17 protein-coding genes are annotated in these 19,243 nt (G+C 67.7%); 6 read left to right on the top strand and 11 right to left on the bottom strand.

The genetic code is table 11. The features are described 5' to 3' along the window. Positions 1 to 88: 88 nt before the first annotated feature. The 10 genes from QMX79_RS14155 to QMX79_RS14110 all read right to left on the bottom strand — a co-directional run bounded on the left by QMX79_RS14155 (position 89) and on the right by QMX79_RS14110 (position 12,171). Complete coding sequence (locus QMX79_RS14155; RefSeq protein ID WP_044463542.1) at positions 89 to 2,146, bottom strand: ParB/RepB/Spo0J family partition protein; 2,058 nt, start codon at positions 2,144 to 2,146, stop codon at positions 89 to 91. Between the two features lie 80 nt (positions 2,147 to 2,226). Continuing rightward, positions 2,227 to 3,054, bottom strand: a complete 828-nt coding sequence (locus QMX79_RS14150) for a DUF932 domain-containing protein (protein WP_044463543.1) — start codon at positions 3,052 to 3,054, stop codon at positions 2,227 to 2,229. Between the two features lie 760 nt (positions 3,055 to 3,814). Then, on the bottom strand, positions 3,815 to 4,204 hold the full coding sequence (locus QMX79_RS14145) for a hypothetical protein (protein WP_044463544.1): 390 nt from the start codon (positions 4,202 to 4,204) through the stop codon (positions 3,815 to 3,817). A 273-nt stretch (positions 4,205 to 4,477) separates the two neighbouring features. Further along, complete coding sequence (gene radC / locus QMX79_RS14140) at positions 4,478 to 4,987, bottom strand: DNA repair protein RadC (RefSeq protein WP_044463545.1); 510 nt, start codon at positions 4,985 to 4,987, stop codon at positions 4,478 to 4,480. A gap of 330 nt (positions 4,988 to 5,317) precedes the next feature. Next, a complete protein-coding gene (locus QMX79_RS14135; protein WP_044463546.1) occupies positions 5,318 to 6,385 on the bottom strand; it encodes a PDDEXK nuclease domain-containing protein in 1,068 nt (355 codons plus the stop codon). Further along, positions 6,382 to 7,584, bottom strand: a complete 1,203-nt coding sequence (locus QMX79_RS14130; protein ID WP_044463547.1) for a site-specific integrase — start codon at positions 7,582 to 7,584, stop codon at positions 6,382 to 6,384. Before QMX79_RS14130 ends, QMX79_RS14135 begins: the two co-directional genes overlap by 4 nt. Before the next feature lie 216 nt (positions 7,585 to 7,800). Then, positions 7,801 to 8,325: a Slp family lipoprotein gene (locus tag QMX79_RS14125; protein ID WP_068849617.1), complete on the bottom strand. Its 525-nt coding sequence runs from the start codon at positions 8,323 to 8,325 to the stop codon at positions 7,801 to 7,803. Further along, positions 8,322 to 10,268 carry a DUF3488 and transglutaminase-like domain-containing protein gene (locus tag QMX79_RS14120; protein ID WP_282247307.1) on the bottom strand — a complete coding sequence of 649 codons (1,947 nt, stop codon included), beginning with the start codon at positions 10,266 to 10,268 and terminating at the stop codon, positions 8,322 to 8,324. Before QMX79_RS14120 ends, QMX79_RS14125 begins: the two co-directional genes overlap by 4 nt. Beyond that, complete coding sequence (locus QMX79_RS14115; protein WP_282247306.1) at positions 10,261 to 11,175, bottom strand: DUF58 domain-containing protein; 915 nt, start codon at positions 11,173 to 11,175, stop codon at positions 10,261 to 10,263. Before QMX79_RS14115 ends, QMX79_RS14120 begins: the two co-directional genes overlap by 8 nt. Before the next feature lie 42 nt (positions 11,176 to 11,217). After that, positions 11,218 to 12,171, bottom strand: coding sequence for a MoxR family ATPase (locus QMX79_RS14110; protein ID WP_282247305.1), 954 nt, complete (start codon positions 12,169 to 12,171; stop codon positions 11,218 to 11,220). A gap of 40 nt (positions 12,172 to 12,211) precedes the next feature. Between QMX79_RS14110 and QMX79_RS14105 the strand changes: the two genes are divergently transcribed. Then, positions 12,212 to 14,053 carry a glycosyltransferase family 39 protein gene (locus QMX79_RS14105; protein ID WP_282247304.1) on the top strand — a complete coding sequence of 614 codons (1,842 nt, stop codon included), beginning with the start codon at positions 12,212 to 12,214 and terminating at the stop codon, positions 14,051 to 14,053. A 33-nt stretch (positions 14,054 to 14,086) separates the two neighbouring features. Then, the gene (locus QMX79_RS14100; RefSeq protein WP_282247303.1) at positions 14,087 to 15,793 is read left to right on the top strand and encodes a hypothetical protein; all 1,707 of its coding nucleotides are present in this window, start codon (positions 14,087 to 14,089) and stop codon (positions 15,791 to 15,793) included. A 4-nt stretch (positions 15,794 to 15,797) separates the two neighbouring features. On the opposite strand, the gene QMX79_RS14095 is transcribed toward QMX79_RS14100, so the two are convergent. Continuing rightward, a complete protein-coding gene (locus QMX79_RS14095; RefSeq protein ID WP_282247302.1) occupies positions 15,798 to 16,370 on the bottom strand; it encodes a Maf family nucleotide pyrophosphatase in 573 nt (190 codons plus the stop codon). 101 nt (positions 16,371 to 16,471) lie between these two features. Between QMX79_RS14095 and QMX79_RS14090 the strand changes: the two genes are divergently transcribed. From QMX79_RS14090 to QMX79_RS14075, 4 genes are all read left to right on the top strand, one after another. Beyond that, positions 16,472 to 16,981: a YceD family protein gene (locus QMX79_RS14090; RefSeq protein WP_282247301.1), complete on the top strand. Its 510-nt coding sequence runs from the start codon at positions 16,472 to 16,474 to the stop codon at positions 16,979 to 16,981. A gap of 109 nt (positions 16,982 to 17,090) precedes the next feature. Continuing rightward, positions 17,091 to 17,288: a 50S ribosomal protein L32 gene (rpmF, locus tag QMX79_RS14085; protein WP_068849629.1), complete on the top strand. Its 198-nt coding sequence runs from the start codon at positions 17,091 to 17,093 to the stop codon at positions 17,286 to 17,288. A gap of 66 nt (positions 17,289 to 17,354) precedes the next feature. Beyond that, complete coding sequence (locus QMX79_RS14080; protein WP_282247300.1) at positions 17,355 to 18,332, top strand: beta-ketoacyl-ACP synthase III; 978 nt, start codon at positions 17,355 to 17,357, stop codon at positions 18,330 to 18,332. Positions 18,333 to 18,395: 63 nt separating this feature from the next. After that, on the top strand, positions 18,396 to 19,178 hold the full coding sequence (locus tag QMX79_RS14075) for a serine/threonine protein phosphatase (RefSeq protein ID WP_282247299.1): 783 nt from the start codon (positions 18,396 to 18,398) through the stop codon (positions 19,176 to 19,178). Positions 19,179 to 19,243 lie beyond the last annotated feature (65 nt).

Below are 19,243 nucleotides of genomic sequence, written 5' to 3'. Positions count from 1 at the left end.
CCCCCCCCCCCCCCCCCCCCCCCCCCCCCCCCACCCCGCGGCAGCACGCGCCCCGGTGCGGAACCGGGGCGCTATCTGTGGGGCAAGGTCACGCGGCCAGTACCTCGGCCTGCGGCTGCTCATCCGCCACGGCGGCGACTGCCTCCGGCGCTTCGGCTTCCTCGTCCGTCGCTACCTCCTGCGTGGCTTCGGCGGCGAAGATGGCGGGCATCCAGCCGGTGCCATCGGCCAGCCGTTCGGCTTCGCTGGCAATGTCGCCCTTCTTCAACTTCGCCAGTCGGGTGACGTTCGATGGTGCGAACGCGCCCACGGCTTCCAGAATCGCGGGCTTGGCGATGTGGCGGAAATAACCCTCGGCGGTCGGCTTCCACCATGCGGCCATGTCCAGCCCCACGGCCTGCGCCAGTTCCGCGCCCGGTTGCTGCGCCGTAGCGCGGGGCGTCACCACGTCCACCGTGGACGCCACGCACACGGCCAACAGGCGAACCAGTTCATCCTGCGGCTTCGCCAGCAACGCGGCGAACAGTTCGGCGCTGTCCTCCGGCAAGGCTTCGCCCGCCACCTGTTGCAGTTCGCGTAGTGCCACGGCGGCGGGCGATTCCGGCCAGTCCGGGGCCATGCTTTCCAGCCGATCTTGCAGTTTCAGGCCCACGCCCAGCGGCAAGTCGTGGCCGTAGTGGCTTTCCTGCAAGACGGTCTGCACCATGCCATGCACCACGGCGGCCAGCGCGGCCTGCGGATGCCTGGCAACTTCGATTTGCAGCGCGGCGGTGCGGTGGGCGCTTAACTGCTGCGCCAGCCTGTCGGACATGGCGGCGGTCTTGGGCTGCACGGCGTCCTCGCCTTCGTCGTCGTTCCCGGCTTCGCCTTCGCTGCCGAAACCCTGCCGCAAGCGTTCCAGTGTGCGCAGCGCCTTGGCTTCCGCTTCGCGCAGCAGCCCGCGATGAATCACGGCCTGCCCGTCGCGGTCGATGGTGACGATGGCACCGGCTGCGGCCTTCACGTTGGCCGCATAGTCCAGCAAGCCATCTTCCAGCGCCTGCAACTGCTCGCCCAGGCGTTCGCCTTCTTCCTGCAAGGCATCGGCCTTTTCTTCGTCCTCGTCGTCCAGCGCGGCATCCACGGCTTCGGCCACTTCCTGCATCTTGGCTTGCAGTTTCTCGATACGCTGTGCGTCGCGCTTGTTCGGGCTGCGGCGATCCCTCGGCGCACGCTGGAAGGCTTGCAGGTCGGCATGGGTCATGCCCGGCGTGGCATCCACCCACGCCCAGCCTTCGGCTTGCACCTCGGCGGCGATGCCTGCCAGCTTGTCTTGCGCCAGCCGTTCCAGCAGCGCGGCATCGGTCAGATATACGCCCTTGTCGCCTTCCGCGAACAGGTCGCGGCGGATGCCGCCGCCTGCCTGCTGGTAGCTGTCCATCCCGACGAAGCGCACCAGCGGATGCCGGTGTGCGTCAATCTCGCGCTCGGTGAGGCGGTCGCGCAATTGGGAAGGGTTGCGCTGCCACGTCGGCGCATCGTAGAACGCGGTTTCCTGCGCGGCGTGGTCGTCGGTGATGGCAAGGGCCATCAACTGGTCAAGGCTCACGGCTTCGGCGCGGTAGTCGGCCAGCAGTCGGGGCGAGACGTTCGCCAGCTTCAAGCGGCGCTGCACCACCAGCGGGGACACGCTGAAATCCGCCGCTATGTCCTCGATGGGTCGGCCTTCGGCCACCAGCGCGGCGAATGCCTCGAACTGGTCGGCGGGGTGCATGGCTTCGCGCTGCACGTTCTCGGTGAGGCTGGCCGTGCGAGCGGTGCCATCGGCCACCAGCAGGCAAGGCACTTCCCATTCCTTGCTGATGCGGTGCTTCTTCGCCAGCAGTTTCAACGCTGCGAGGCGACGGCCACCGGCCACCACTTCGTAATGTTCACCATCGGCGGACAGGATGACGATGAGGTTTTGCAGCAGGCCGACACGCTGGATGCTGGCGGCGAGTTCGGGAATGGACATGCGCGGGGTCTTGCGCACGTTGCGGCCTGCGGGACGCGACACCAGCCGCGACAGCGGAACCAGAATCAGGTTCTTGGTCGGGTCGGCGGCTTCCAGCGGGATAGCGGCGGCGGTATTGACGGCGCGGGCTTCGGTTTGGGTAATGGCGTTCATGGTGATAACTCCTATCGGTTCAGGGATGCAGCAGCGAAGAAAGCGGCAAGGGCTGCTGCCTGCCCCTGCCGCGTGGGGAATCAGGCTTTCAACTGGCGCATGCCATCGGCCAGCAGCCAGAGGGCGCGATTCAGTCGGATGTTTTGGTCGATGCCCTGCACCGGGCGGGTTTGCTGGCGGCGACCGTTGGCGCTGCGGCCATGCAATCCGCCTTGGGTCAGGTTTTCTTGCGTGCGGTTGAACACGCTCCACAAGTCCGGGCGGCGGTCGTCGAACCGGCGCGGCATCAGGATTTGCGATTCGGTGATGGGCGCGGGCTTGTCCGGGTCGTCGTACTTGAGGGCCAGCGCGGCGCGGGCGAAAACTTCGGATTCGCCATCATTCAAGGTGATGCCGCGCATGGCATCGCGGGATTCCTTCACTCGGTCGAAGCCGCTCAACACCTCGTAAGCGCCTTCAATGACCAGCCCGGCCACGTCGCCTTTGTGGGGCACGCGCACATCGGCCACGGTGTCGCCGCAGACAAGGCCATTGCTGCAAACGAACCGGAACATTCCGGCCAGCATCTGATAGCTGCTCGTCCCGTCATGGGAGTTCAGCAGCACGATTTCGTTAGCCTCCGCGCCGTTGATTTGGCTGGCGTGGCGCAGGCGCAGCATGTGTTTGGTGTGTTCGCGCTTGCCTTCGTCGCGCACGCGGGTTTGCGTCACCATGAAGGGCTGGAACCCTTCTTTGCGAAGCTCGGCCAGCACGGCGGCGGTGGGGATATAGGCGTACCGCTGCGAACGGCTCTCATGCGGCGCGTCCGCGAAGATGGATGGCGCTACGCGGTGAATCTGGTCATCGGACAGCGGGTAATCGCTGCGCAGCGAGGGGGAGCGGGAAGCAAAGCGGGATGCGAGTTGCATGGTCGTTTCTCCTGACAAAGAAAAAGAGGTTTGCTGTTCACACCGCACCGGATTCCTAGATTCGGAAGCCCAGCCTTTGACTTCCGGTGCGGTCGGCGCGAAGAACCCGGTCGGCCTTGTTGCCCCGTCTTTCCTGAGTTCATCGCCCGCGAAAGCCGGGCGCGTGCCGAAGGGCCGTCAAGGAAGAAGTGCGGGGTTGGTGCGGCCCGCAGCCGCAGGCGAGGACACGGCCACGCACGCCTTGACGGCACGCAGGCACGCGCTACGGTCGCGGGAATGGCGATGAAGGAGAGGAAAGACGAAGACAGGCAACGGGCGACCCTGTGCGCAGACCGCACGCAAGCGAAGCGCGCAGGCCCGAAGCTGGAAGCCGGGCCGTAGGCGTCAGCCGAGCGGAGCGAGGGAACGATGGAAGCCCGTCAGGGGCGAGACTCGCGCAGCGAGGCTCGATGCGCAGCACGACAGCGCGACCGGCCATGTGTCTTGGCCGGGGACGCCCATGCAGTTGTGAAGATGCGGCGTGGATCTCCTGCACTGAGCGGTGAACTGCCACGGCTTCGGTAGGGCCGCGCCGGCGCAGCCGGGGCGGTGGGCTTGCAGGGGCGCCAAGCAAAGCGCGGCGGGGATGTGCCGAAGGCACTTCCCCTGGAGTGCAAGCGCAGCGCGCAGCGCCGCAGGCGCGAAGTTTCGGCACCAGGGCGCAGCAGAAAAAAGGTGCGCCGCCCGCAAGGGGCAGCGCACCGGATGGCACCAGGCGCGATCAGTTCGCCGGTGTCATCGTCTGCAACTGCTCGATCACGCCCGGTTCGACGAAGACGCACGGCTGGTCAGCCGCGATCGGCACGTTGAATACCTGCGCGAAGGCTTCGCGCTTGAGGTGCGCCAGGCGGCCCGTGCGGTACGCCTGCTCGGGCTTCATGCGGGCAGCACCCGCCGATGCGTCGCTGCGCTGCGGGTCGCACTCGACCAGCGCGACAAAGCCATCGTCGGACAGCTTCTGGTGTTCGGCGCACAAGCCCCAGCCGGTCGCCGTGTGATGCTCCATGCTCGCGCGCAGGCGGCGATCCAGCAGGATGGTGCCGGTGTCGAAGCGAGTGCCGCAGACAAGGCAAACGTGTTGTTCGAGAGAAACATGCGATTTGTCGTTCATGACGATCTCCGGTTGCACGGGCGGAATTGCCCGGAACCGTCGCCAGCACGGCGCAGCGCAAGCCGTCAGGGGGCGCAGCCGGCCACGGCCGCAAGCGCCGAAGGCGCGCAGCCCTTGACGGCGAGAACGCCGTGGCACGATGAAGGGGACAGCAAGACCGCCCCATACCTCCATGCAGGCCCATGAATTTCCGAAACGCTGTCTCGGATTTCCGAGGCAGCGTTTTCGCCCGGCCCGCGCCGGGCGCAGCAAAAAGGGGCCGAAGCCCCTTGGTCAGATCAAGCCGCGTTCGGCAAACGATGTGGTGTCGGTGCCTGCGACGATGACGTGATCGAGCACGCGCACGTCCACCTGCCCCAGCGCCTGCTTGATCTGCGAGGTCAGCGCCCGGTCGGCCGCGCTCGGCTCCGGGTTCCCGCTCGGATGGTTGTGCGAAACGATGACTGCCGCCGCGTTGAGCCGCAGCGCCTCCTTGACCAGTTCGCGCGGATACACCGATGCGCCGTCGATGGTGCCGCGGAACATCTCGGCGTATTCGATCAGCCGATGTTGCGTGTCCATGAACAGCACCGCGAACACCTCATGCTCGAAGCCGGCCAGCTTGGCGCGCAGGTACTCCTTGACCGCCGCCGGTGAAGTGAACGCTGTCCCGCGCTGCATCTTGCGCTCGATGGCCTGGCGCGCGGCTTCCAGAATCTGCTCGGCAGTCGCCAGCAGATAGCGGCCCTGTGCGTCACGCACCATCAGCGAGGAATCGAACGAGGAAAAGGACAGTTGCGACATGATCGTGCTCCGGTTGCTCGGGCGGAATTGCCCGGAACCGTGTTCAGCACGGCGCAGCGCAAGCAGTCAGGGGTCAACGACGGCCGCCAGGCCGCAAGCGTGCAAGCACGCGCAGCCCTTGACGGCGAGAACGACGTGGTACGGTGAAGGGAACAGCAAGACCGCCTACACCCGCCTAATGCACATACCCGCCTTTGGCAAGCGGAGCGCGCAGGCCCACACGGGCCGAAGGCGTCAGGGGTCAAAGCCGGATGGCCGCGATTCGGCACGAAGCGCGGGGCGCAGCCCGCGAACCCGACGGCGGCACGCCGGGACGCACGGATGCTGCTGTCAGGACTTCTCGCCAGGCTCCCGCTGCTCGATCTGCAACCGCGCCCGCTCGGTCGCCTGCTGCAACTTCTCGCCCAGCACCGCTCGCGGCGGCAAACTGGTCAGGTACTCGGCGACGTGGATGCCTGACTTGTCTAGCTCCAGCAATTCGATCTGTTCGCGCTTCTTGCCGGTGCAAAGGATAATCCCCAGGGGAGAGGCTTCTTCCGGCTCTCGCTCGTGCTTGTCCAGCCAGCGCAAGTAAAGCTCCATCTGTCCCTTGTAGGCTGCCTTGAACTCACCGATCTTCAACTCCACCGCCACCAGCCGCCGCAGCTTGCGGTTGTAGAACAGCAGGTCAAGGTGGAAATCCTCGTCGTCGATCTGGATGCGTTTCTGACGGGCGACGAAGCAAAAGCCCGCGCCCAGCTCCAGCAAGAAAGCTTCCATTTCGCGGACGATGGCAGCCTCCAAATCGCTTTCCTGCCAGCTATCCCGCAACCCCAGGAAGTCGAGGATGTACGGGTCGCGCATGACCAGCGCCGGCGTCATGCGCTGCGCATCGCGCAGTGCCGCCAGCTCCTGCGTGATGGTTTCCTCTGGCTTCTGAGACAGTGCTGTGCGCTCGTACAACATCGAGTCGATGCGCTCGCGTAGCGTCCGCACGCTCCAGCGCTCGGTGCTCGCCATCTGCGCGTAATAGTCCCGCTGGAGCGGATCTTTCAGCGGCAGCAATGCCACGAAATGCGACCAGCTCAATTGTCGTGACAGCGTCACGACAATTGGCTCTTCGGGGTAAGTGGCCGCGAACTGCACCATCCGGCGCAGGTTCTTATCCGCGAAGCTGCGCCCGTAGTCGCGGACAAGCTGCTCGGCCAGGGATGGCATGATTTCCTCGCCGTACTCGGCCCGCTGCCCGGCCAGCACCTCTGTATGGATACGCTGGCCGATCCTCCAGAACAGCAAGGTCAGTTCAGCATTGACCGCCGAGGCGGTGCGCTGGCGCGCAGCCTCAATCAGTGCCCGAATGTCACCCAACAGTGCCTTCGGCGCTGCTGGTGAAGGGGTGGACACCTTGCGCCTGCTCATGCCGTCACCTCCGCAGGGGATTTCTTAGCGCCGGTGATCGCCTTGCGCCGGTTCGCCACCAACTCGGCCGCCTCTCGTACCGGCTTGTCCTCGGTGTGGACATAGCGCATGAACATCGCTACGGTCTTGTGCGCGGTCAGCGCCATGCCGACCTTGACCGGAACACCCGAATTGGCAATGTCGGTCGCCGAGCGGTGGCGGATGCCGTGCGTGCCGACATGCGGCACGTCAGCCGCCTTGAGCGCACGGCTCCAGCCGCCGTAGTGCTCGCCATAGGTCAGGTGCTTGGCCGGGTCATTGGGCGACGGCAGGACGTAGGGGCAGCCTTCCCGGCGAGGCGCAGTCGAAAGCAGCCGGTGGGCTTCTTCGCTCAAGGGCTTGGACATGCCGCCGGTCTTGCTGTCCGGCCATACCACGCGCCGGTTCCCCAAGTCGATCCAGTCCCATTCGAGCGCGCAGATTTCGGAGCGGCGACCGGCGAACTCGAATTGCAGCCGGATCGCCAGAGGGATGACGTAGTTTTCCAGTCCCTCGGCCTCCAAATGCTCCAAGTGGCGGAAGATTCGCGTCATTTCCTCGTCATTGATGAGACGGGTGGCCTTGCCCGCCGGGAACATGGGGACATGCCGGCAGGGATTGGTGCCGTCCGGGCGGAAGCCCCACACTTCGGCCATGTTGAACATCTTGCGCAGCACGCCGAAGGTGTGATTCGCGTCGGCCGGCTTGTAGGCCAGCTTCTCCATCAGCCCGGCAATGTCAGGGCGCTTCACATCCTGAACCTTCTTGCGGCCCAACAGCGGGACGATGTTGCGGTCGATGACGGCCTGATAGCCTTCCTGCGTGCTCGGCTTGTTGCGCTTCTTGGAGTAGTCCTCCATGAACTTCTTGCACAACGCTTCGACCGTCGGTGCTTTGCGCGCCTCGGCCTTGGCACCGCCAGGGTCGCCGCCCCGACGAACCTCGGCCAGCCAGTCCTGCGCCATGACGCGGGCCTGCTCCACGGTCAGCTCGCCGAACAGGCCCAGGGCGGGCTTGCGGCGCTCTCCGGTGTTCGTCCGGTACTGGAGCATGAACACCTTGCGGCCCGCCGGGGTAATCTTGCACAGGAAGCCGGGCACCACGGTATCCCGTAGTTCGACAGCCTGCGCCTGGGGTTGCGCCGCATCCACGGCGGTCTTGGTGAGCTTGATCTTAGCCATGATGACTCCTCGAAAAGACCCGTTTCCAAGAGCCACATGGGGGCCAAGCGGACGGAAGCCGGGTCAGGTTTCAGAAAGCACCGGCATATGTTGAACCCGCGTAACCTATTGATAAACCTGCTGTATCGGGTCTGAGCGCAGTCCAGCGAATTTCGGTGCTGGAGTCATCGTGAAATAAAAAACCGCCCCGAAGGGCGGTTTTTTTTGGCGTGAGCGTTACCACCAGCCCCAGCCGCGGTAGCCCCAGCCGGGACCCCAACCCGGGCCCCACGGGCCATACGGGTAGACCGGCACCACATCCACCTGGCGCTGTTCCGGCCACAGGTAGATCACGTCGGCCTCAAGCTTCGGCAGGCGGTACTCGTAATCGCCGATGCGGGTGTTTTCGTAGCCGGCGATCTTGCCGATGAAGGTCACGTCGCGGCCTTCTTCGAACACGGCCGGATCGTAGAAGCCGGCACGGCAGGCCACGAAGCGGCCGTCGCTGGCGTCATTGGAACTGGTGTTCGGGCGGCCGCTGCCATTGAGCGGGCGCGACAGCAGCTGGAAACACGTCTGGCCCTGGCCCGGGGTGGTTTCGATGATGCGGCCGCCCCAGCGGACCGGCGTGCCCACCTGCTGGGTGGCGACAGAATCGCGTGGGCTGACCACGCTGAACTGCCCCTGCAGCGGTTTGGGGGCCGTGGCACAGGCGGCCAGCGCCAGCGACGCGGCAAGGGGAAGCAGGATCTTGACGTTCATGAGGTTGCTCCGGTGGACGGGCGATGCCTGTGCAGGTCACGCACGAGTGAAGGGTCGAGCTCAGCGCCAGCGTAGCGCGCCTGAACGAAACGCTGGCTGAGCGGAATCAACGCCGGGTCGGGGCGTTGCCGGTGGACGCGCTGCGCCCAGTCCGTGGCGGTTTCCGCAGGTTCCCGGGCCAGGCCATGCCGCGCGTAACGCCGCCCCAGCCGGTGCCAGGCCCGCAGCAGGGGATCGCGCTCGCGCTCCCCGCGGGCCAGCAGCCATGCCATCCAGCCTAGCGCGGCGCCTGCGAAGGCAATGAAAATGGCGACCAGCTGTGCCGGCTCCAGTGCGTCGATGCCGAACGGCCGCAGCAGTTCGCGCTGGCGGTTGGAATCGAACGACAGCACCAGGTCGTTCCAGCCCCGGCGCAGGAAGTCGCCCACCTGGCCCAGCTGCAGCCAGCGGTTTTCCAGCGCGGTGCCCGCGCCGTCGCCGAGGCGGTCTTCCAGCGTGTCGTAGATGCGTTCGGGGGCGACCGCTGCGGTCGGGTCCACCCGCACCCAGCCGCGCTGCGGCAGCCACACTTCGGCCCAGGCGTGCGCGTCCATGCGGCGCACCACGTAGTAGTCGCCATAGGGATTGCGCTGGCCGCCGGCAAAGCCGGTGACCACCCGCGCGGGAATGCCGGCGTTGCGCATCAGCACCACGAACGACGAGCTGAAGTGCTGGCAGTAGCCGGCCTGCTGGTCGAACAGGAAGTCATCCACGCTGTTGCGGCCAGGTTCCGGCGTGGACAGCGTGTAGGCGAAGCGCGACCGGATCCAGTCCAGCGCCCGCGCCACGATGGCCGCATCATTGCTGCCCGCCTCCTGCCGCCACTGCCGGCCCAGTGCCGCCGTGCGCGGGTTGAGGTCGGGCGGCAGCTGCAGTGCCAGCTGGCGCTGGAACGCGCTGAGCGGCTCGGTGTACGCCGCCGCCGGGGCCGATTGCAGGCGCCAACGGGTGAGTGCCGACAGGCTGCGATCGCTGCGCAGGCTGTAGGTGCCATCCAGCGTGGTGCCGGCCGGTGCCTGCAGTGGCAGGTCCAGCGCCACCAGCTGGCGGCGGTCGGTGGGCTCGTAGTCGATCTGGTAATCCCAGCGCGGCGCGGCGCGGGTCACCGGCGGTGGGGGGCGGCGCTCGCTGTAGGGGTCGCGGTCCCAGCGTCGGCCGTCGAAGCGGGTCATCACCGGGCCACGCCAGTAGCGCTGCTCGGGCGGCGGCGCGGTACCGATGAAACTCACCCGCAACGCGGTGGCATCATCGGCCATCAGGTCCAGCCACTCGGACGGATCCATGTGGTCGGACAGGCCGGGCTTGCCCACCGCGCGGTCCGGGAGCCCCCACAGCGGCTCGCTCAGTCGCGGGAACAACCAGAACGCGGCCAGCGCCAGCGGCAGGCCCAGCGCCACCAGCTTGCCCACCCCGCGCAGCTGTTCGGCCAGCGTGGCGCCGGGGGCATGTCCTTCGGCGCGCGCCAGGCGCTGCAGGGTGAGCAGCGTGGCCAGCGCGGCCACCACCGCCAGGCCCATGGTCAGCGGGCCCTGGTCGAGCAGGAACGCGGCGAATGGGGCAAACAGCGCAAAGCCCAGCAGGCTGCGCGCATCACGCAGGCTGCGCAGCTCGCTGGATTTCAGTGCCAGCATCGCCGCCAGCAGCGCGCAGCCGGTATCGCGGCCCGGGCGGGCACCCATCTGCCAGTAGATCGCGGCCAGCATGCCCAGCACCAGCAGCACGCGGACCGGGCCGGGCAGCACGCGTTGCCCGGACACCAGTGCGGTGAGCACCGCCGCCAGCGCGAACACGCCGGCCAGCAGCGGCGGCAGCTGCAGCAGCAGCGGCACCAGGGCCAGCGCCGCGCTGGCCAGGGTCCAGCGGCGGGCGGCGGGGGACAGCACGGAGGCGGAGGGATCAGCCATGCGGCATCAGCGCCAGGGCGCGTTGGCAGAGGTGGTGGTGGCTGCTGCCCTGGCCGGGGCCCAGCACCGGTTGGCCGGGGAGCTGCAGCGTGTAACGGCGGCCTTCGCGCTCGGCCAGGTCGACCCAGCGCGCCAGCCGCGAGATCTTCACTTCGAGCGGCAGCGGCCCCATCTGCCGCCAGTCGAGCAGCACGTCCACGCCCACCGGCTTCTCGTACTCGCGCACCAGCAACGTGTCGCGGCGTGCGGAGTGCTTCCAGGAAATGCTTCGCTGCGGGTCGCCCGGCCGATACGGGCGCAGCTGGTGCAGCTCATCGCCACTGGCATGCACGCGGGTGTGCAGCGGGTCGCCATCGCCTTCCGGCAGTGGTGGTGGCTGCTGCTCGGGCGCGGCGTAGACCAGCAGCGGCGTGTCGGGCCACACCCATGACCATGCCCGCACCAGCCCCAGCGGCTGCGTGGTGGAAATGCGGATGCGGTCCACGTCCAGCCAGCCGCGACGCGTGGTGGGCAGCGCCAGGTCCACTTCGATCTGGTCGGTATCCACCAGGTGTCCGTGTCCCTGGCTGTCGCCCAGCGCCAGCACCAGCCCGCGGCGCTCGCGCGTATCGGCGCGCGAGAGGTTGATGCGCAGGCGCAGCGTGGCGCCGGCCACCACCGGTTCGGCCGACACCGCATCGATCTGCAGGCCCGACAGCTGCAGGTGCGCGCTGAGCGTGCTGGCAATGGCCACCGTGGCCAGCAGCAGCGCCAGCAGCAATGCCGGGTTGTTGTTGTAGTTCAGCGCACCCAGCAGCATCGTCACCAGCAACAGGGCCACGAACAGGCCGAAGCGGGTCGGCAGCACGTAGATGCGGCGGCGGTCCAGCCGGCGCGGCAGGCTCTCCGGCTGCCGTGGCCGGGCCATCAGTACCAGCCTGCGCCAGCGGTCTCCCCAGCCGCTGCGCACTCAGTCCACCGGAACGGTCTGGAGGATGGCACGGGCCAGCGCCGGTCCGGTGCTGGCCTCGGCCTCAGGCACCAGGCGATGCCCGGCCACCGCAATGAACAGCGTCTGCACGTCTTCGGGCACCGCATGGCTGCGGCCCAGCAGCAGCGCATGTGCCTTCGCTGCGCGCAGCAGCGCCAGTCCCGCGCGCGGCGACAGGCCCACCCGCACGCCGGTGTGCTGGCGGCTGCGCGCCAGCAGTGCCTGCACGTACTGGATCAGCGCTTCGCTGGCATGCACCTGGCTGACCGCCTCGCGCAGGGCGCGCACCTGGTTGTCGTCCAGGCAGGCGGTGGCCTGTGCGATCAGGTGGCGGCGGTCGGTGCCGCGCAGCAGCTCGCGTTCGGATTCGGGATTGGGATAGCCCAGCGCAAGCCGCAGCAGGAAGCGGTCCAGCTGCGAATCGGGCAGCGGGAACGTGCCCGACAGGTCCACCGGGTTCTGGGTGGCGATCACGAAGAACGGATCGGGCAGCGGATGGGTCACGCCGTCGAGCGTGACCTGCTGCTCGGCCATCGCTTCGAGCAGCGCGCTCTGCGTGCGTGGCGGCGCGCGGTTGATTTCATCGGCCAGCAGCACATGCGTGAAGACCGGGCCCGGATGGAACTGGAACTGGCGGCTGGTGGCCTCGTAAACCGAGACGCCGAGCACATCGGCCGGCAGCAGGTCCGAGGTGAACTGCACGCGCTGGAAGCCCAACCCCAGGCTGGAGGCCAGCGCGTGGGCCAGCGTGGTCTTGCCCAGGCCGGGCAGATCCTCGATCAGCAGGTGCCCGCCGGAGAGCAGCGCGACGAACGCCAGGCGGACTTCATGGGCCTTGCCCAGCACCAGCCCATTGACCTGGTCCTGCGCGTTGCGCAGGGACTGTCGCAGTTCTTCGGGTAGCATGGCGGGCACGCGGGGCGAAGTATCCATGTTCGTCTCGTGTCGATGATTCCTTCGATTCTATAGAGCAATGCAGGGCGAACAACGCGCACGCACAATATTTTTGGTGTTGTGGACGCTCATCACGGCCGTCAAGCTCGTGGTGGCCGCGCGTCTGCCCCTGTTCGTGGACGAAGCGTTCTATTGGCAGGAAGGCCAGCACCTGGCCGCCGCCTATTCCGATCTGCCCGGGCTGACCGCCTGGCTGGCACGCCTGGGCGTGGAGCTGGGGGGCAACCATGTACTGGCGCTGCGCCTGCCGTTCCTGGCGATCGGGGCGATGCTGCCGTGGCTGGTCTCGCGCATCGCCACCCGCTGGTTTGGCGCGGTGGCGGGCTGGCAGGCCGGCAGCCTGACCCTGTTGATGCCCCTGTCGGCCACGCTGGGCATGCTGGCCGTGCCCGATGTGCCGATGGCGCTGGCGGCGGTGTTGTGCCTGGATGCCGGCGCGCGCCTGCTGCGCAACGTCGATGCCGCGGCCGCAGTGAAGCTGTCGCTGGGGCTGGTGATCGGCGCGCTGAGCCATTACCGCTTCATCGGCGTGATCATGGTCGGTTTCATTGCCCTGCTGCTGTTGCCGCAGGGGCGGCGCACGCTGCGTGATCCGCGCGTGTGGGTCGCGCTGGCGGTGGGCGTGATGGCCTGGCTGCCGCTGCTGGCGTGGAATGCCGACAACCAGGATGCCGGCCTGAAGTTCCAGGTGGTCGAACGCCACCCATGGGCATTCCAGTGGAGCGGCCTGTGGTTCCTGGTGATCCAGCCGATGCTGGTCACGCCGATCCTGTGCATCGCGATGTGGAAGGTGGCGCTGGCTGGCACTCGTTCCGGCGGTGGCGCGCGCGCGCAGTGGCGCTACTTCGGCCTGGTCGGTGCGGTGTCCACGCTGGCGATCTTCGCGCTGGGTTTCTTCACCGACGTGGAGCGCATCAGCTTCCATTGGCCGCTGCCTGGCTACCTGGCGCTGCTGGTGGCGGTGCCGGTGGTGCTCAACGGCTGGCCACGCTGGCTGCGCCGCACCGGCTGGTGGCTGGCCGGGGCAGGGCTGGCGCTGGCGTTCTCGTATTACCTGGTGGCCTCCAGTCCGGGCCTTCGCGAGCAGCTGGCCGGCGACAAGTATTACCCGCGCAACTTCGCCGGCTGGGCGCCGTTGGCCGATGAGGTGCGCAGGGAACTGGCGGGCATGCCGCCGGGCACGCGCGTACTGGCCGGCAACTTCAAGGTAGGGGCCGAGCTGGGCTTCCAGCTGCGCGATCCGCGCATTGAAGTGCTGCGCCACCCGCTCAACGACAAGCACGGCCGCACCGCGCAGCTGGGCCTGTGGGGCCTGCTGCACGATGGCCAGCGCGATGCGCCGATGCTGCTGGTGCTCTCGCCCAGTGACCAGCGCTACCGCGACCTGCTGGAGCGCTACCACGACATCTGCGCGCAGGTGGGCCCGTTGCCGCCCCCGCGCGTGGTCAGCCAGGACCATGGCTACCAGCGCTTCCTGCTGTTCAAGCTGCCCGCGCAGCGCATCGATGGCCCCTGCGTGACCCCGGCCATGGCCTGGGTGGATGCGCCCCTGCAGGATGAGAAGGTGGCCGAGCGCATGGAAGTGCGCGGGTGGGCGTTCAAGGACGGCGTAGGGCTGTCGCGCGTGGAGCTGTTGATCGATGGCCAGCCGGTGGGCGACGCGGTGTACGGCCGCGCGTATGACATCACCGCTGCGTGGAAGATCTCCACCGATCCCCAGCACCCGCGCGTGGCCTTCGATGCCACGCTCGATACCCGCCAGCTCGCGCCGGGGAAGCACTGGCTGGGCATGACGCTGTATGGCAACGACGGCAGCGTGGAGCAGTGGCAGGAACAATCCTTCATCGTCCCCGCGCGCTGATCGCGCCGGCATTTTTCACGGAAGAAAAGATCCATGCGCGACGCGTTGCCTGCTGCTGCCTTTCCCGCCGTCGCCGTCGCCGTACCTGCCACCACTGAACCGCGCGTTCTCTCACGGTTGACCGCGCTGCTGTGGTGCAGTGCGCTCGCGGTCACCGCCGTGGGCCTGGCGGCCATGGCATGGCTGGCGCCGCGCGTGTTGTATGCCGATCCGTGGCGCTTCACCCAGAGCCTGCTGGAGCTGCCGTGGCCACGCAACGTGCTCGCCTCGGACAATGGCCACCGCGAGATCCTGCCCAACCTGGTGCGCTACGCCGAACTGGTCTGGCTGCAGGGCAACCAGTGGCTGCAGATCATCACCGGCATGCTGTTGGCGGTGCTGTCACTGGCAGGCCTGGCCTGCATCCTGCGTCGCGATGCGGCGGCGCCGGTGGCGCGTGCCGCGGGCGTGCTGACTGCGGCGTTGTCGCTGTTCTGGGTGGGCAGCCAGCGCGTGCTCACCCACGCCAATGAAACCGTGCATGCCTACCTGATCACCGCGCTGTTGATCGCCGGTGTTGCGGCGCTGCTGCGGGGTGGTTGGCGGGGTGCCGCGATGGCGGCGCTGTGCGGGATCGCCGCCACGTTCTCGTTCGGCAGTGGCGTGGCGGTATTCGTCGGCTTTGCCGCAGTGCTGGTCGTGCGCCGCGCGCCGTGGCAGCACTGGCTCGTGCTGGCCGCCGGCGCCGCGTTGGCCGTGGGCGTGCACCTGGGCATGGGCAACACCGGCATGCGCAGCGACATCGTTCTTGCGCCGCTGCGCCAGCTGGACCTGCTGCTGCGTTGGCTGGCGTCGCCCTTCATCTACGCGGCGTGGCCGCTGCTGGACCCGGCCATTGCGCAGCAGCTGCCGGTCGCACCGCTGCGCGCCGCTGTCGGCGGCGCAGCCAGTGCATATCAATCGGTGTTCGGCCCGGTGATGGGCGCGCGCTGGCCGCACCTGCTGTTGGGGCTGGCCGGGGTGGCAACCCTGCTGGCGATGAGCTGGCGCAGCTGGCACCGCGGCCGTACCGCCAGTGCCGGTGAAACGGTGGCGTTGACCCTGGCGTGGTTCGGGCTGGCCGTGGGCGGGTTGATCGCGCTGGGCCGCATGGGCTACTTCGTCGACTATCCCGACCAGCTTTCCGCGCCGCGCTACGTGCTCTGGTCGTGGCTGTTCTGGTGCGGGCTGGTGCTGTGGGCGGTGGTCCGCATCGGGCCGCGCCGCCCCCGCCGCACCGCCGGCCTGGCCCTGCTGCTGGCCCTCGCGCTGCTGCCCAGTACCGTCTGGATGGGCATGCTGGGGCTGGGCATGCAGCGGGTGGCGTCCGCCACCGCTACCGCCGTGGCGGCCGGCGTGGTGGATCCGGCCCAGGTCCATGGCGAAACCGTGTTGAGCGAAATGCAATCCGCGCTGCCGGTAGTGCGGGCGCAGCGCATCTCGATGTTCGCCTGGCCCGAAACCCGCTACCTGCAGGGCGAGCGGGTCGGCCTGGCCGGCACGGCCGTGGCCATTCGCGGTGCCGCGCTTGCCCCGGTCGAAAACGCACTGGGCGGCCCGGGCTGGCGCATCGACTTCGATGCCGAGAGCAGCGCCAAGCGGCTGGTCCTGCAGTGTGGTGACCGCCCGGTGGGGCTGGCCCTGCGCGCGGGTGGGCGCTGGACGGGCTGGGCCACCGGCCCGCTGGAAACGGCCTGCCTGGGCGCCCTGCAGCTGCGCTGAGGGCTCAGGGCAGGGTATGGCCGGCCTGGCGCAGGAGCCCGCTGAGGGCGATCAGCGGCAGGCCGATCAAGGCAGTCGGGTCGCGGTTGTCGATCGCCTCGAACAGCGTGATGCCCAATCCCTCGCACTTGAAGCTGCCGGCGCAGTCCAGCGGCTGCTCGGCCGCCACGTAACGGGCAATCTCGTCCGCGCCCAGCGCCCGGAACCGTACCTCGGTCAGGTCGCAGGCCTCCAGCACCTGGTCATCGCGGACCAGGCAGATCGCCGTATGGAAGGCCACCGTCTGCCCGGACATCGCCGCCAGCTGCGCGTGTGCCCCCGGCACATCGCCGGGCTTGCCCAGCGGGGCCCCGTTCAGGTCCGCGACCTGGTCCGAACCGATCACCCAGCGCCCCGGGTGGCGGGCCGCCACCTCGGCCGCCTTGGCCCGCGCCAGCCGGATCGCCAGCGCGCGTGGCGCTTCGCCCGGGGCAGGGGACTCGTCCACGTCCGGCCGCGCCGTCTCCAGCGGCAGGCCCAGCCGTTCCAGCAGTTCACGGCGGTAGCGGGAGGTGGAGGCCAGCAGCAGGGGAAGCATGCGACAATACCGGGGTGACTGGGGTGGGCCGCACTCTACCGCACGTTCCCGCATCGGGGTAATTGACAACGGGCGGTGGCGTCCTTAACATTCAGCGGCTTATGTCCGCGAACGTGCCCGAATTGCTGGATGCCTGGCGGATGGTCGCAGCACGAAGGTGCTTCGACGGTCAGGTAGAACTGGCAGAAATGACCCGCCTGCAAGGCCTTGTTGCCGATACCGAGGGAAAGTGCACCTTTGCGCTTGAATTCGGCCACGACGACATCCTGCGGGTATCCTATGTGGATCTGACCATCGATACCGAGCTGCCGCTGATCTGTCAGCGCAGCCTGCAGCGCTTCCTGCTGCCGGTGTCGGTCAAGCAGCGGCTCGGCCTGATCCGCAACGAAGACGAAGAGTCCTCGCTGCCGGAAGAGTACGAGGCGATGCTGGTGCCCGAAGACGGCAGCCTGCGTCCGCTGGATCTGGTCGAGGACGAACTGGTCCTGGCCGTGCCGGTGGTGCCGCTGTCGCCCGAGGGTGAAGCGGTAGACCGGGACTGGGCACCGACCGAAGAAGAACAGAGCAAGGCCAATCCGTTTGCGGCATTGGCGGCGCTGAAGAAACAATAGCAGCCGGATTGTCGTCGGCGGCTGCGGCGAAAGCGAAGACTGTGCTGGGCGCTGGCGTCCTGCGCGACGATACGACGAAGCAAAAACGAACCGAGTTTGGAGCAATCCCATGGCTGTGCAGAAATCCCGTGTTACCCCGTCCCGCCGCGGCCAGCGCCGTTCGCATGACGCCCTGAGCGCCAAGCAGCTGTCCACCGACCCGACCACCGGCGAAGTGCATCTGCGTCACCACATCACTGCTGACGGTTTCTACCGTGGCAAGAAGGTGATCACGACCAAGTCGAACTCGGCCGTCGAAGAAGATTGATCTGTGTGAGGGCCGCTGCCCGGTCGGGCAGCGGCCTTTACCCTTTCTTCCGTTACAGGAAATGCAATGAGCAAGCGGATCTACTCGAGGATCGCGGGCACTGGTAGTTACTTGCCCGAAAAAGTGTTGACCAACCAGGATCTGGAGAAAATGGTCGACACCAGCGATGAGTGGATCCAGACGCGCACCGGTATCCGTGAGCGGCACATCGCCGCCGAAACGGAAACCACCAGCGACCTTGGCTACCACGCCGCGGTACGTGCGCTGGAAGCGGCCGGTATCGACGCTTCCCAGCTCGACATGATCGTGGTGGGTACCACTACCCCCGATCTGATCTTCCCGTCCACCGCGTGCCTGATCCAGGCCAAGCTCGGTGCGAGCGGCTGCCCTGCCTTCGACGTCAACGCCGCCTGTTCGGGCTTCGTGTTCGCGCTCGGCGTGGCCGACAAATTCATTCGTTCCGGTGATGCCCGCCATGTGCTGGTCATCGGTGCGGAAACCCTCACCCGTATCGTCGACTGGAACGACCGCACCACCTGCGTGCTGTTCGGCGATGGCGCGGGCGCGGTGGTGCTCAAGGCCGACGAAGACACCGGCATCCTGAGCACCCACCTGCATTCGGATGGCAGCAAGAAAGAGCTGCTGTGGAACCCGGTGGGCGTCTCGGCCGGTTTTGGCGAAGGCGAGCAGGCCCGCGGCGCGATCCTGATGAAGGGCAACGACGTGTTCAAGTACGCCGTCAAGGCGCTGGACTCGGTCGTGGACGAAACCCTCGACGCCAATGGCCTGACCAAGGCCGACCTGGACTGGTTGATTCCGCACCAGGCCAACCTGCGCATCATCGAAGCCACCGCCAAGCGGCTGGACATGTCGATGGACCAGGTCGTGGTGACCGTGGACAAGCACGGCAACACCTCCTCCGCGTCGGTGCCGATGGCGCTGGACGTGGCGGTGCGCTCGGGCAAGGTCCAGCGCGGCCAGCTGCTGCTGCTGGAAGCCTTCGGTGGCGGCTTCACCTGGGGTTCGGCGCTGCTGCGTTATTAATACGTTAATCGGTTCACACGAAACGGCCCCGATGGGGCCGTTTTGCATTTCTGGAGGTGTGTCATGGTCGAACCCATCGTCATCGAGGGCCAGCGCGCCTGGCTGAAGCAGTACGGCGAGAGCAGCCGCGCGGTCGCGCTGGGCCTGCTCAATTTCGTGGCCAACCGCTTCCAGCTGGACGCCCTGCGCCCACCGCCGCACCGCGGCGGCGACGCCGCCCGTGAAACCGAAGCGCGGCGCCTGGCCGAGCTGCAGGCCCAGGGCGTGAACGTGCCGCACGTGATCGGCAGCGGCCACGCCTCGCTGGTGCTGGGCGACAACGGCAGCTCCTTCAACACCTGCCTGCGCCAGGCCGACGATGCCGGCCGCGACGCGCTGGTGTCGGCGGCCATGCAGGCCATCGTGGCCGCCCACGCCAAGGGCGCCTATTTCGGCCAGCCGCTGCCGCGCAACCTGACCTGGGACGGCCACGCCATCGGCTTCATCGATTTCGAGGAAGACCCGCTGGAAGTGATGGACCTGGCCCAGGCCCAGGCGCGCGACTGGCTGATGTTCGGCTATGGCGTGGCCAAGTACTACGAACACCGCCCCGCGCAGCTGCAGGCGCTGATGGCCGCGGCCATGGATGGCGAAGACGCCCCGGTGCTGGCGCATGCGCACGCGGTTTCCGGCCGGCTGCAGCGGTTGGCCCACTACAGCATGAAGATGGGCCGTTCGGCGCGCGCGCTGGCGCACGCCATCGTGATCGTGCACGGGGCCACCACGCTGGGCATGTTGATGCTGGTGGCGATCTGCTTTGATTTCTTCAGCGATGGCGATCTGGACATTCTGCAGCTGTTCGTTTGAGAGCCGTGGGGGCCCCCCGGCGGGCCCCCCCCCGGGGGGGGGATAACCCCCACGGCCAGGCGGAT

The organism is Stenotrophomonas sp. PS02300 (assembly GCF_029959395.1).
Classification (GTDB): domain Bacteria; phylum Pseudomonadota; class Gammaproteobacteria; order Xanthomonadales; family Xanthomonadaceae; genus Stenotrophomonas; species Stenotrophomonas maltophilia_AD.
This window is presented reverse-complemented; position numbering and strand designations above follow the sequence as displayed.